The following is a 13,509-nucleotide window of genomic DNA, read 5'->3' as shown; positions in this document are numbered from 1 at the left end:
TATACCGCATACGCAGTTCTGCGCCAACCCGGAACGATGCCTTTACTACCGGCGCTCAAGACTTAGCAGTTTCTTATGCTGGTCTAACATTGTGTTTATATCGGGAGCGCATACTTTATACAGAAGCATAGCACAGGAGGTCGCTCTATGGAGCGTGGAACAAAATTTGCCCTGATCTTTGGCATGATCGCAACGTTGCTGATCGGTGCGCTGATCGGCGCACTGGCTGGTGGCGGCGTTGCCTGGTATGTGACGCAGCAGCAGATAGAGCGCATCGCGGCGCAGCCGACGAGTCCGGCGCCTGTTCCGGTGTCGGCGCCAGCGCCCACGGTCGCTCCCGGTAACACGCCAGCGCCAGCGCCGACGATTGCGCCAGCGCCCACCATCGCCCCGGTCGCACCGGCATCCGCCTCGCCGGTGGTCGAGGTCGTCCAGAAGGTATCGCCGGCGGTTGTCACAGTTGTCAATACGCTGGCATCTGGCGCGCAGGCATCGCCGTTGCTCGGCGATCTGCCGTTTCCGCTTCCGGATCAGCCGGGCGGTTTGGTGCGTCGTGGGAGCGGTTCAGGGGTCATCATCAGCGCCGATGGTTACATTCTTACAAACAATCACGTCATTGAGGGGCATCGTTCGCTCTCGGTCATCTTCTATGACGGTTCGCGCCGCGACGCGAAACTGATCGGCGCCGATCCGTTGATGGACCTGGCAGTCGTCAAGGTTGATGGTCCGGTGCCGGGGGTTGCGGTGCTGGGCGACTCCGACGCGCTGCAACCCGGTGAAACGGTGATTGCAATTGGCAGCCCGTTGGGTGATTTCCGCAATACTGTGACTGTCGGCGTGGTGAGTGCGCTGAACCGTTCACTCGGCGGCAATGCGCCCGAAGGGTTGATCCAGACCGATGCGGCGATCAACAGCGGGAACAGCGGCGGTCCGTTGATCAATCTGCGGGGTGAAGTGATTGGCATCAACACTCTTGTCGTGCGCGGCGGCGGATTGGGGTCAGCGCCTGCCGAGGGGCTTGGCTTTGCGGTGCCGAGTTCGATTGCGAAGCGGGTGAGTGAGCAATTGATTGCGAACGGCAAGGTTGTGTATCCCTTCCTCGGCGTGCGGTTCGGTACCATCGATGCAATGCTGGCGCTCGATAACAATCTGCCGGTCAATGCTGGCGCGCTGATCGCTGCCGTCGAGCCGGGCGGACCGGCGGCGCGCGCGGGTTTGCGCAGCGGCGATATTGTGACAAAGGTCAACGGCAAGCCGATCGGTCCAGGACAATCGCTGCGCGCGTTGTTGCTGGAGTACAAGCCGGGTGATGTGGTGACGCTCGAAGTGCTGCGCGATAGTGAGCAACTGTCGCTCGACGTCACGCTCGGCACGCGACCGGAGGCATGAGCGCAGCGTCTATCCTGTTCGGCGGAGCGTTGTCGCCACCTCGAACGGGTCAACCGTGACACAACCGGTGGCGAACAGTTCCATCGCCCCCCAGTCATTGCGGACGCTCAGCGCCGGTCCACGGTCGGCGAGGCGCGCAATGACCGGCATGCGGTTCCACGCTCCGGTTGCGTCGGTCAACGGCGGCAGTGCGATGCCGACGTTGAACGCGCGCACGCCCTGGCGGTCGATCATCGCTCGCAGCGTCGGGTAGATCAACGCCGTCAGACGTTCGGCAAGAGCGGGCAATGAAGAAACTGATGGAAGCGACAGCAGTGCAATGACTTCGCGGTTGCGCAGCGGCGTCAGGTGAACAAACATCTGACCGTCGGGCGTATCGGCGAGCAGCAGACCCAGGCTGGCATGGGTCATCACCAGATCGGCGAAGTAGCGCTCGACGCTGCCGTACTGAAGCGCAGCGCGCCGCCAGAGTTCCGGGCGGGTGTAGTGCATCTCGCGCGCCAGCGACATCTGCATATGTCCGTGGGCGATGGTGGCGCCGCTGCGCGGCAGACAGTTCCAGGTGATCATCGGGTAGATGGCCTGGGGGTCGTGGCGGTGAGCCGTTTCGAGCCAGCGCAGCGCGACGTCCAGGTAATCAGCGAACTGATCGCGGTCGAAGCGGAGAGGATGTGGTTCATCGAAGATCACCAGCCCGTGCCAGCCGTCGTATTTGGCGATGTTCGACGCGCTGATGCAGAAGCGACCACGGATGCGTCCAAACACGTCGGCGCTGGTCGCATCGAGTGGTTGCGCAAAGAAGTCGAGATGGTTCAACTCGGCGGCTATCCAGGCGTGCAGTTCTTCGTCGCTCACCATCGCTCCTGCCGGTCGTAGAGCGCGCAGCGGGTTGAAGAGCGTTCCTTCGAGGGTGAAACGGTTGACAACCCGCACGATCGTCTGGTGACGCACCCGATCGATCGCGCCAAAACTGGCAGTCACCCAGGACTCCATTGCAGCCGGTATCACCGCTCGCCCCTCGGTGCGCTGGACGAAAAAGAGACGTTCGCACCGCGCACGATCCGCTGGCGGCAGCGCTGCGATCCGTTCAGGAAGGGTCGTAATCATACCGTTGCGCAAGTCGTCGCGTAAATATGTGGTAGTATACCATTCGGAGGCGCGAGGCGCGAAGCGCGAGGGGTTGAAGGTTGAACGTTGCACGTTGAACGTGGGACGACAACGTGTAGGGGCGCAGCGGCGCTGCGCCGGGACCGGCGGCGGGAGGCAACGCAGGGGCGCAGCGACGCTGCGCCCAGACCGGCAGCGAGAGCAGTGGCGCGAGGGTGTTGAAGGTTGAACGCGGAGAGGATTTCCAACCCCTGACCCCAGGCCCCTCATCCGTTTCTCGGTTCCTGGTTCTCAGTTCTCGATTCCTGGTTCTTCCACACATTCCTGAGTCTATGTTCATCGAGGCATTTCGTTCATGAACGACACGACACGAGCGCACGCCACGTTGCTGCGCAGATGGTATCTTCTCATCAGTCTGTTGCTGCTGGTCGCATGCAGTACACCGGCAGCGCAATCGGTCGCCCCGCCATCTGTGGCTTCACCGACACCGGATGCCACGGCGACGCCGGTTCCATCACCGCTTCCCACACCGACTCCTGTGCCCACCGCCACGCCAGAGCCGCGCCTGGCGGAGGGGGTCTATATCGCGGGCATCGAGGTCGGTGGGCTGACGCCCACCGAAGCGCGGCGTGAATTGACGGCGCGCCTGGCGCCGTTGCTGCGCCCGCTCGATATTCGCGCCGGTGATCAGGAATTGCTGCTGCGTGTCGAAGATATCGATATGCGCCTGGATCTCGATGCTATGATCGACGCTGCGCGCGCGGCGTCGGCTGGCAGGCGCATCCCCTTGCATGTGGTCTACGATGAAGCAAAACTGCGCGAAGCGCTGGCAACGCTGAATGAACGGGCAAGCATTCCGGCGCAGTTTTCGATCATCACTGGAACCGCTGCAATTTCGCGCAGTTTCGTCATGGAAGGCGGGTTGAGCATCGACATCGATGATGCTGTGCGACAGATCGACGACCGCCTGCGCTCTGTCGGCGCGCCGCGGCGCGTAACACTGACGCTGACCCCGCAACGTGGACTGGCGGCACGTCCAGATCCGCAGATGCTCCAGGATCAGCTTCAGGCGATGGCTGAAACATGGCGCGGGGTGATCGGCGTGTATGTCTACGATCTGGCGCAGGACGAAGTCGTTGCCGCACTCAATCCCGATACCGCATTTGCCGCCGCCAGCACGATCAAAATGCCGATCATGCTCAACGCCTATATCAATCTCCCTGATTTCACCGAAAAGCAGCAAACCGCATTGCGCAACATGATTGTCGAGAGCGACAATCTGGCAGCGAATGCGCTCCTTGCCGCGTCGATCGGCGGCGTCGGCACCGAGGATGCCATCGTCGGCGCAGAGCGAATGAGCAAGATGCTGGCTGACCTCGGCTTTCCTGAGACATTTCAGTACGTCCCATTCGAGGCGCAGGACTACATCAAACTGATGAAACTGAAGGTGAAGGCGGGTCCTGCCCGCGGCGGAAAGCCGCCGTACACCGAGGCAGGGCGTTACCTGCGCACCACCCCGCGGGAAATGGCGAGTCTGTACGCCGAGGTCGATCGCTGCGCGCGCGGTGAAGGAATGCTGCTGGAGAAGTTCGGTGATACCCTCACACCGGAACGGTGTCTCGAGATGCTCGACCGCCTCGCCGAAAATGGCGACAAACGACGGATGGTCGCCGGTATTCCTGAAGGGGTAAGAGTTGAGCACAAAAGCGGTTGGATTGAGGATATGCAGGCAGATGTAGGGATTGTGCGCTCCCCCGGCGGCGACTATGTAGTAGCGATTTATGTGTATCGTCCGATTGCTGCAGGTGATGCGCCGGTCCCTGACCGGATCATGATGTCCACGATTGCCGCGTTCTCACGACTGGTCTATACCTACTTCAACCCGCTGCCAGCACAGAACCTCTGAGCATGTGCAGACCATGCAGCGTACTTTTCTCGCCCGCGTGGAAATGACGGCGTTTTTCAGCCGTCTGTGTCTACCGCGTCGCGCGCGGTGCCCGCGTCCGGCAGAGTGTAGACCGAAATTCATTTCGGTTGTCACGTGGGGCGTGCGATTCTGGGAGCGTTCAACCCTGTCCATTGGGTTCAACTTCTATGGGAACTGCTATAATCCGCTCTACTGCGCTAGCCGTGGGACTTAAGCCCTTGGCTATCCAGGGCAAAGCCCGCCTGCGCGGGCGAGAGCGGATTATTTCTTCAAAAACCATAATTTCGGTCTACGCCCTGCTGGAAACGGACGCCTGGTGCGACACGGTAGATTCGGACAAGAGTCAAGGTATCTGAGAAATACTGTAGACGGCGCATGAAACCTGATGCAGCGCCGTCAGCGCTCCCGCTCGTGATGCCGACGCGGCAGCGACGTCGGGGCGCGGCATACCGCGTTGCGGCAGCGACGTCGGGGCGCGGCATACCGCGTTGCGGCAGCGACGTCGGGGCGCGGCATACCGCGACGCGGCAGCGACGTCGGGGCGCGGGGCATACCGCGACGCGGCAGCGACGTCGGGGCGCGGCATACCGCGACGCGGCAGCGACGTCGGGGCGCGGCATACCGCGACGCGGCAGCGACGTCGGGGCACGGCATGCCGTGCCCCGACCCCGACACCTCACCCCCTTTCAACCCCTTGTGGGAGAAGGGGGTGGGGAGATGAGGGGCAAAGGCGCATAGGAATGCAGAACATCGCTCATCTCTCCCAAAAAACTCTACACTTGAGAGGTCGCCTGTTGTGGGGCGCTTCGCGCGCTGCGATCAATGTCGGCGTCCTCTTCTCACACTCACGCCGCACTGAATATCGGCACCCTTTGCGATGACACATCGCTGCTTCCCTGCGGTCCGTCACGTTTGTGACGGCTTCTGGATGTATACTCTTCAGCAGACATATCCAGCGCAGTGGGAGGTGTAGTAATGACGGCGTCTGATAAGCGGATCCCTTTTCCCGAAATCTTCGCGTCCTTTCGCGCTACCGCAGACGGGTGTGCATTTCGCGGTCTGGTGCTGGTCGGTACACTTCAGGCGGATACACCGGCGCTCCTGATCGCCGGTCTCAACCCGGAGCGGGTAGCGTTTTTGCTCACCGATCAATCCCGCCCAAAGCTGGACGAGGTGCGTCAACGACTCGCGCAGGTCGCCGATCAGGCGCCGCTGCGCTGTTCCCCCGATGACTGGTTCTGCCCGGACGGCGATTATTCCAGTGTGCTGCGCGTCTACACCGGGTTGCGGACGGTTCTTGATCGCTGGCGCGACCTGGAGCGTCACGAGATTGCCGTCGATCTGACCGGCGGTAAATCGACGATGACCGTTGGGCTGGCAAAAGCAGCGCATGTGCTGCGCCTGGCGGCAGTCTATGTCGATAGCGATTATGCCGATGGTCGTCCGGTGCCCGGAACGCAGCGCCTCGCAACACCGGAAGACCCGTATACCGTCTTCGGCGACCTGGAGGCGGCTGAGGCGCGTCGTTTACATAACAACCACGACTATGCCAGCGCTGAGAAGATCTTCCGCGATCTGGCGCAGCGGGTTCCGGACAATCCCGATTATGCGATCTATGCCGATCTGTCGACGGCGTACCTTGCGTGGGACAGTTTTGCGCCCCATCAGGCGGGTGATGCGCTCGACCGCGTGCTGGCGCGCGCCGATCTGCCAGCCGATCTGCAGCCAGCGCGGAGTGTGTTGCAGGCGCAACGCGAGACGCTGGCGCAGTTAACCGCCATCAACCGACGTCTGACCCAGCGCAAGACCCCGCCAGCCGATGCGCTGACGGCACTACGCGATCTGAATCAGGGGCTGGCGTTGCTCGGTTCGCTTCACAGCGCCGCACTGCGCCGCGCAGCCCAGGAACGCTACGATGTCGCGGCGCTGATGCGCTACCGCTGCCTGGAATTGCTGTCGCAGCATCGCCTGGCGACCTACGGCATCTGGACGGCGGAACCATCGTTTGATGCCGCCCTGCGGCGCGTCCCTGACCTCGATGATCGCTACCGGCAGGCGCAGCGCGACCAGGGGTTTCGCAAACAGTACCCGCTGCCTTCTTCAGAACGCTCCATCGCGCTGTTCGACGGCTATATGCTGCTCCAGGCGCTCGACGATCCGCTGGTGCGCGGATGGAATATCGGCGATATTCGCCAGCGCTCGTATGTGCGCAACACCAGTATCCTGGCGCATGGGTTCCGCCCGATTTCCTCCCTTGAGTACGAACAGTTCGCCGATATTGTCGAGGAATTGCTGGATCGCTTCTTTGCACTGATCGGCAGGTCGCGCCAGGAGTGGGAGCGGGTCCATCGGTTCGTTTCACTTGCAGCCTGAGGAGGTGGTCATGGGCGAAGGGTCTCGACGTGGCGGCAATAAGCGCAGTTCTCAACTCATCCATCGGCGGCGTCTTTTTCTGGTGCAACGTCTCATTCGCGGATCGGCGACGGGGCGTGTTCTGATCGCTGATGCCAATGCCGCATTCCCTGATGTGCCTGATGGGATCTATCCATCCGATGCGGCGGCGGCGCTGCGTCACGACATTGCCGCGCTGCGCCAGGAGTATAACTGCGATATTCAGCGTGAACGGAACGGTACATATGTGCTGGTTTCACCGGGAGACCTGACGGTGCTCGATCTGCCAGACGAAGAGATCGAAGCAGTGGCGTTCCTGATCGATGCGTATAGCGAGAGCGATCTTCCGCTTGCCGGGCAGATCCGCACCTTTCTGGAGCGCGTAACGCTGCTCATGCCGGAAAAACGTCGCAACCAGTTGCGTGAAATGACCGCATCGCCGCGGGTTGATCGTCCGCGTGCACCGGCGCGTGGCGTCGATACGATGATGAATCTGTTGAAAGGGGTGATCAGGAAGCGTGAAATCGAGTTCGACTACCGCTCGCCGCACACCCCCGATGGCGCCGCACTGCACCATCGGGTCGCCCCGCTCGAATTCGTCTATCGCGAGGGACACACCTACCTGGATGCGTTCTGTCTTCAGAGCGACGTCCCGGCGCTCCGCGAGCGATTTGTGCTCTACCGCCTTGATCGCATCGTTCCCAACAGTGTGCGGCGTCTGCCGAACGCGCTGCACCGCGACTACCGGCGACCGACGTACACGTTGCGCTACTGGCTGGCGCCAGCGGTGGCGCGCACGCGCGATGTGGCGCACTGGTTTCCGAAAAGTGAGATCGCCTACGCCGACGATGGTTCGGCGGAGGTGACAGCGGTCACGAACGATCTGTGGCGCGCTCACCAGATATTGATGCGCTATCGTGAGCATTGTCGCGTGATCGAACCGGCGCAACTGGTGGATATGATGCGCGAAAGCGTACAACGCATGGTTGCGCTCTACGCAACCGATGCTGAACAGCCTGGAGGAGAACGTGAAGTTGAATCGTTTGGGTGACTTTCTGGCGCCGTTTCTCGACTCGCGCGCACCGGCGCTGTTCATCGTCGCGTCGCTGGTGCTGGCTATGCTCGGCAATGCGCTGTACGAACTGGTGCTGCTGATGTTTGGCGCGCAACCGACCACATTGATCGGGATCATTGTCGGTTCGGCGCTGATCTTTCCCTTCCTCGTCTGGGGCGTGCGCAGAGTGATCGAAGGGATCGCCAGGAAGACGCAGACCATCGAGGTGATCCCGGCGGAGCGCATCGAGCCGCACAGCGCGCTGGTGTTGCCGGTCGGGTTGCGTCCCCAGGGTCCGGAGCGGGCGATCCTCGAATGGCATCAACCGGGTCGCGCGCTGCGCCATTGCTGGCTGATTGTGTCGCCGCAGGTGCGGCGCGACGCTCGATCAAAGTTAAGTGATCTGACCCAGTGGCTGATCGAGAACAATGTGGATGTCCACACAATCGACATTGCCGATGCCACGTCGCTCGACGAGACGTTTCGCGCGACGATGCAGGCGTTGCGTGAGGCGCACGGACCGGTGCAGGCGTTGCCAGCGGCGGTTGACATTACCGGCGGCACGGCGGTGATGAGCGTTGGAATGGCACTGGCGGCGCGCAACTGGGATACGTCGGTGCAGTACTATCCGGCAGTCTACAACAAGGAGGGCAATGTTATCATCAATAGCGCGACAGCGCCGAAACAGATCAGGTTTGCAGGCATAGGAAAGGTAGCGCCATGATCCTTCTGAATTTTTCCCACCCGTTGACGGAACAACAGATCGCCCGGATTGTCGAGATCATCGGCGCCGCGCCAGAGGTGCGCGCCATTGAGTCGCAGATCGATCGGGAACGCCCGCTCGCTGTGGTTGCGGCGGAACTGGCGGATCGGGCGGGTCTGACCCCTGACGAATGGCAGACCATCCCGCTCCTGATCAATCCGCCCGCGCTGGCACCGCTGGCGGTTGCGTTGCTGGCGGAGATTCACGGGCGCTCCGGACAATTTCCGGCGATGGTGAATATCCGCCCGATTGCCGGTTCAATCCCCACCAGGTACGAGGTCGCCGAGATTCTCAATCTGCAAGCCATTCGTGAGGAAGCGCGACGCAGGCGGTGATCACGCTGCTGCGGCGCGCGGTTGCTCCGCATCCCCCCTGCCCCCTTCTCCCACACGGGGAGAAGGGGGAGTTTGGGCGTCCTGACGGCTGAAATGGGAGATGGCACGCAGGGGCTTGCCAAAAAATCTATCCCTGTGAGCGACTCCCTTCTCCCACTGTAAGTGGAGATGCCCTGGGTGCGCGCGCCTCCGGCGCGCAGGCGGGTGAGACGCCCTGGGTACGCGCGCCTCCGGCGCGCACGCGGGCGAGACGCTGGCGCTCCCAGGCAGCGACCGCGGCGACCGACATTCATTTCGGTCGCCCGCGATTGCGGTCGCGCCGCGATGACGACCACTCCGTTGCGCTGCGCGTTTGCCCCGCATCCCCCCTGCCCCCTTCTCCCACACGGGGTTGAAAGGGGAGATAAGCGTTCAACCTGTCAACCCTTTCGTGGCAGCGGGTGCCGGGCAACCATCTCGGTCCGACCATGGGAAATCATTGTTCGCGCAAGGAGGAGGGGATGCCATGCTCGACTGCGGAACGAGTACCGGGCGCCGTGATTCAGGCCTGCCTGCCTGCCTTGCCGCAGCGCCGCCAGCATGCCCTGACGCGCTGGGTGCTGGGGACGGTGTTGGCGGGTTCAGCCAACTGCGGCCAACATCAGGTTGTGCGCCAAATCTTCCTTCAACGCTGCATTTCTGATACTGCTCACCCCGTATCCGATCTACTTCTGCCCTGGTTGCGTCATGGCCCCGCCAACCGGATCGATCCTGCCAGCGCGTCAGTCGCCAGCCGCAGTGGTACAATACATACCTGCTGAGACATATGACATGACCTCAGGGGCGAAGGAGGAATGTGCAATGGTCACGGTACAGGATCTTGTCAAAGCAAAGCTGTACGCTGATGATAATGCCGTTATCGTCGATGCGCTACGCCATTTGCTTCGCAATCGCCCCGATCTGCGCATCAATCTCGCGATCTATCGGTATCAGCATGAGGCGATCTCGCTCGCTCAGGCCGCCGACCTGGCTGGCGTCAGCTGGCCGCAGATGCGCGACATCCTGCGTGAACGCGGTATTCCGCTCCAGCTTGGTCCGGAAACGGTCGAAGAAGCCCGGGCGGAAGTGGATGCCCTGTATGAGGAATTGAGGCCGCGTTCGTGAGCGTGGTCAGTAACACCACTGTGCTCTCAAATTTCGCAAGTGTTGGCCAGCTTGCGGTGCTGCGCCACATCTTCGGTAGCGTCTACCTGCCAGCTGAGGTATTTGCTGAAATTGAGGATGCACAGCGTGAGGGATACGCATTTTTCGCCGATATCGAACAGCATATGTTCCCATTTACGCAAGATGGATGGCTTCATCTTGTCAGTTTGACTGAAACCGAGCTGCGCCTGGCTGCAACATTATCAGCGGGATTGCATCGTGGTGAACGCAGTTGCATAGCCATCGCCCTCCAACGCAACTGGCTGATGCTGACCGATGACCGGGCTGCACGCGCCGAAGCGCGGCTGCGGCAGGCGCGGTTTTCGGGATCGATTGGCTGTCTCGTCCTTGCAGTGGAACGAGGTCTGGTTCCGCTGGCTCAGGCAAATGGATGGCTGGAGGCAATGATTGCTCAGGGCTATTATGCGCCATGGACCGACCTGAGCCTTCTCATCAATCGCGGACCAGCGGAAACCTGACTATGCCGGGATGCCGATCACATGTCCAGGTAACACCCGCCTGCACTGATGACGACCTGGGTGCGCGCGCCTCCGGCGCGCACCAGGCAGGCAGAGACGCTCCGGTGATCCCCCCTGCCCCCCACAGCGACCGCGTCGACCGACATTCATTTCGGTTGCCCGCGATTGCGGTCGCGCCGCGATGACGTCCTGGGTGCGCGCGCCTCCGGCGCGCAGGCGGGTGAGACGCCCTGGGTACGCGCGCCTCCGGCGCGCAGGCGGGTGAGACGCCCTGGGTACGCGCGCCTCCGGCGCGCAGGCGGGTGAGACGCCCTGGGTACGCGCGCCTCCGGCGCGCAGGCGGGTGAGACGCCCTGGGTACGCGCGCCTCCGGCGCGCAGGCGGGTGAGACGCCCTGGGTACGCGCGTCTCCGGCGTGCATCCGGCAGACAGGGACGCCCGCGCTCCCAGGCGGCGACCGCGTCGACCGACATTCATTTCGGTGCCCACGTATGACGAAGAGTTTTCCCGACAATCTCCGCGCGTCACGTTTGTGACGGGGTGGTTTGCTATGCTACGAGCAGACGCCTGATCCCCCGATTGCATCCCAGACACAAGGGCGTTGACCAGGTTATCAGTGCAGGTCGGGAAAGGAGGAACGGCAATGTCCTGGTGTCTGGTTATTCCGGCAGTGCTGGTCACGCTCCTGGCAATCGTGGCGCTGGTTGCGCCGTCGCAGGTGTTCTGGTCGATCATAACCAGTCTGTTGCGCGGCTGCATTGCAATCATTCTGCTGATTGCCGCCATGCTGCTGACCGGTCTTGTGCTCCTGATTCAGGGGATGCCGTCGTGAGCCATCTGTTGCTTCAGGTCGACGGTACGCCTGGTTGCCCGCCGCGCGGTATCGCGGGGCTGGGGATCATCGTGCGCAACCAGGCGGGCGCGGTGCTGGCGTGGTCGTGCGAACGCGCACCGGCGACGACCAACAACGAGGCGGAGTATCTGGCGGTCATTGCCGGGTTAACGCTGGTCATCCGGCGTTTTCCCGGCGTGGCGGTGCGGTGCCTGACCGATAGCCGCATTGTGGTCGATCAACTCACAGGACGGCATGCTGTGCGAGCGATGGCGCTCAAACCGCTGCACGAACGCGCCCGTATGCTCGTCCTTCAGCACGGCAGCGTGACGTTCATCGCCATTCCGCGCGAACTCAACCGTCTGGCGGACGCGCTGGCGTGGGAGGCGCTCGACGGACGCGGCTGGCTTGCGCGTGTCGGTCGAGAAGCGGGTCTTGCTACGGTCAACAGTGATATGTGAACTGTCTCAGGGTATAGAGAAGGAGTACTGCGATGCCTCTTTTTCCACGCTACCAGGGACCGCCGCTCATGCCACAGATTTGCAGCGTCGAAAACCTTACTCTGGCGTGGCGGCGGGTGCGGAGTAATATCCACGTGGCGCGTCGCGGGCGCAGCGCCGGATTGGATGCAGTGACGCTGCGTGATTTCGAAGTCGACTGGACGCGCCAGATGGCGCAACTGGCGGACGAGTTGCAGCAGGGAACGTATCGACCGCTGCCCGCGAAGCGGGTTGCCATTCCCAAGGCGAGCGGCGGTGAACGCGCGATCGCCATTCTCGCCGTTCGTGATCGGGTGGCGCAACGCGCCGTTCAGCAGGTGCTCGATCCGCTGTTCGATCCGTGTTTTCTGGATTGTTCCTACGGTTGTCGTCCGTATGTCGGCGTTCCTGATGCCATTGCGCGGGTGCAGCGCTATGCCGATCAGGGGTTGGGATGGGTGGTTGATGCCGACATTGCCACCTGCTTCGATAGCCTTGATCAACGGGTGCTGCTGAGTCTGGTGCGTCAGCGCATCGATGAGTTGCCGGTGCTGAAACTGATTGCGCAGTGGCTGGAAGCCGGTGTGCTTCAGGGTGAAGCGGCGTTGCCGGGTGATACGCCGCCGACTCCGCTTCAGCGCGGCGAGGCGGCAGTGCGCCGCGCGCTGTCGTGGGGCGCGGAGCGGCTGCATCCACCCCCGCCTGTTGGACCGTATGCGGCGGCGATGTGGGAGACGCCGGGTGGCAGCATCGGCGAAGACGGTTGGGCGCCGCGTCAGCCGGGGCTGGAATCGCATCTCTGGACGGCGGTAATGCTGGCGCGTCCGGTGATTGACGGCGCGCGACAGGCGCTGCCCTACCTGCAACGGATTGGCGGGCGGCGTCTTGCGGTCGCCGGCGCTGTGGCGGTTGGCGCGCTGGCATTGAGCGAAGCGGCTGCGCGGCTGCGTCACGCCAGCAGACGTGGCGTACCGCAGGGAGGCGCGCTCTCGCCGTTGCTGGCGAACATCTATCTCCATCCGTTCGATGTCGCAATGATGGGCCAGGGGTTGCGGTTGGTGCGTTTTATGGACGATTTTGTCGTGATGTGCGCAACGCAGGAAGAAGCGGAATGCGCATTGCAGTTTGCGCAGCGGCAATTGCATATTCTGCGCCTCACGCTGAACGCAGAGAAGACGCATATCACAGCGTATGCCGACGGGATCGAATTTCTGGGCGCCGCGCTTGCGCCGCGCGCCCGCGGGTTGCGCCTCGGCGAAGGAGTGGTCGATTTTGCTGAAGCGGAATGCGCACTGCGCGACGCCCTTCGCAATGCGCGCCGACGGATGAAGCGCAAGGTTGAAGGTTGAAGGTTGGGGCGTTGAAGGTTGAAGGTTGGGGCGTTGAAGGTTGAAGGTTGGGGCGTTGAAGGTTGAAGGTTGAAGGTTGGGGCGTTGAAGGTTGAAGGTTGAAGGTTGGGGCGTTGAAGGTTGAAGGTTGAAGGTTGGGGCGTTGAAGGTTGAAGGTTGAAGGTTGGGGCGTTGAAGGTTGAAGGTTGGGGCGTTGAAGGTTGAAGGTTGGGGCGTTGAAGG

At 62.3% G+C, this 13,509-nt stretch carries 13 protein-coding genes; 11 read left to right on the top strand and 2 right to left on the bottom strand.

The genetic code is table 11. From position 1 onward, the window contains the following. The first annotated feature begins 147 nt into the window (after nucleotides 1–147). Nucleotides 148–1,389, top strand: a complete 1,242-nt coding sequence (locus tag ROSERS_RS15550; RefSeq protein WP_011957733.1) for a S1C family serine protease — start codon at nucleotides 148–150, stop codon at nucleotides 1,387–1,389. A 9-nt stretch (nucleotides 1,390–1,398) separates the two neighbouring features. Here ROSERS_RS15550 and ROSERS_RS15545 read toward each other — a convergent pair whose 3' ends face one another. Next, nucleotides 1,399–2,496 (bottom strand): hypothetical protein, encoded by a 1,098-nt coding sequence (locus tag ROSERS_RS15545; RefSeq protein WP_011957732.1) that lies wholly within the window; start codon nucleotides 2,494–2,496, stop codon nucleotides 1,399–1,401. 355 nt (nucleotides 2,497–2,851) lie between these two features. On the opposite strand from ROSERS_RS15545, the gene ROSERS_RS15540 reads away from it, so the two are divergent. After that, nucleotides 2,852–4,402: a serine hydrolase gene (locus ROSERS_RS15540; protein WP_011957731.1), complete on the top strand. Its 1,551-nt coding sequence runs from the start codon at nucleotides 2,852–2,854 to the stop codon at nucleotides 4,400–4,402. Nucleotides 4,403–4,766: 364 nt separating this feature from the next. Here ROSERS_RS15540 and ROSERS_RS26140 read toward each other — a convergent pair whose 3' ends face one another. Further along, on the bottom strand, nucleotides 4,767–5,072 hold the full coding sequence (locus ROSERS_RS26140; RefSeq protein ID WP_157041107.1) for a hypothetical protein: 306 nt from the start codon (nucleotides 5,070–5,072) through the stop codon (nucleotides 4,767–4,769). A gap of 326 nt (nucleotides 5,073–5,398) precedes the next feature. Here ROSERS_RS26140 and ROSERS_RS15535 point away from each other — a divergent pair, with 326 nt between their 5' ends. The 9 genes from ROSERS_RS15535 to ROSERS_RS15490 all read left to right on the top strand — a co-directional run bounded on the left by ROSERS_RS15535 (nucleotide 5,399) and on the right by ROSERS_RS15490 (nucleotide 13,287). After that, nucleotides 5,399–6,796: a TIGR02710 family CRISPR-associated CARF protein gene (locus tag ROSERS_RS15535; RefSeq protein WP_011957729.1), complete on the top strand. Its 1,398-nt coding sequence runs from the start codon at nucleotides 5,399–5,401 to the stop codon at nucleotides 6,794–6,796. A gap of 10 nt (nucleotides 6,797–6,806) precedes the next feature. Continuing rightward, a complete protein-coding gene (locus ROSERS_RS15530; protein WP_011957728.1) occupies nucleotides 6,807–7,865 on the top strand; it encodes a helix-turn-helix transcriptional regulator in 1,059 nt (352 codons plus the stop codon). Continuing rightward, complete coding sequence (locus ROSERS_RS15525; RefSeq protein ID WP_041333821.1) at nucleotides 7,843–8,592, top strand: hypothetical protein; 750 nt, start codon at nucleotides 7,843–7,845, stop codon at nucleotides 8,590–8,592. Before ROSERS_RS15530 ends, ROSERS_RS15525 begins: the two co-directional genes overlap by 23 nt. After that, nucleotides 8,589–8,966 (top strand): CRISPR-associated protein Csx15, encoded by a 378-nt coding sequence (csx15, locus tag ROSERS_RS15520; protein WP_011957726.1) that lies wholly within the window; start codon nucleotides 8,589–8,591, stop codon nucleotides 8,964–8,966. Before ROSERS_RS15525 ends, csx15 begins: the two co-directional genes overlap by 4 nt. Nucleotides 8,967–9,806: 840 nt before the next feature. Then, entirely contained in the window at nucleotides 9,807–10,109 is a 303-nt protein-coding gene (locus tag ROSERS_RS15510) for a UPF0175 family protein (RefSeq protein ID WP_011957725.1), read from the top strand. Then, the gene (locus ROSERS_RS15505; RefSeq protein WP_011957724.1) at nucleotides 10,106–10,627 is read left to right on the top strand and encodes a DUF3368 domain-containing protein; all 522 of its coding nucleotides are present in this window, start codon (nucleotides 10,106–10,108) and stop codon (nucleotides 10,625–10,627) included. The genes ROSERS_RS15510 and ROSERS_RS15505 overlap by 4 nt, the downstream gene beginning before the upstream one ends. 643 nt (nucleotides 10,628–11,270) lie before the next feature. Next, a complete protein-coding gene (locus ROSERS_RS26490; protein ID WP_011957723.1) occupies nucleotides 11,271–11,459 on the top strand; it encodes a hypothetical protein in 189 nt (62 codons plus the stop codon). Further along, nucleotides 11,456–11,920, top strand: a complete 465-nt coding sequence (locus tag ROSERS_RS15495) for a ribonuclease HI family protein (protein WP_011957722.1) — start codon at nucleotides 11,456–11,458, stop codon at nucleotides 11,918–11,920. Before ROSERS_RS26490 ends, ROSERS_RS15495 begins: the two co-directional genes overlap by 4 nt. Before the next feature lie 32 nt (nucleotides 11,921–11,952). Next, on the top strand, nucleotides 11,953–13,287 hold the full coding sequence (locus tag ROSERS_RS15490; protein ID WP_011957721.1) for a reverse transcriptase domain-containing protein: 1,335 nt from the start codon (nucleotides 11,953–11,955) through the stop codon (nucleotides 13,285–13,287). Nucleotides 13,288–13,509 lie beyond the last annotated feature (222 nt).

It is taken from the genome of Roseiflexus sp. RS-1 (assembly GCF_000016665.1).
Lineage (GTDB): Bacteria > Chloroflexota > Chloroflexia > Chloroflexales > Roseiflexaceae > Roseiflexus.
The sequence above is the reverse complement of the archived record's forward strand: the minus strand, read 5'-3'. Positions and strand labels throughout refer to the sequence as shown.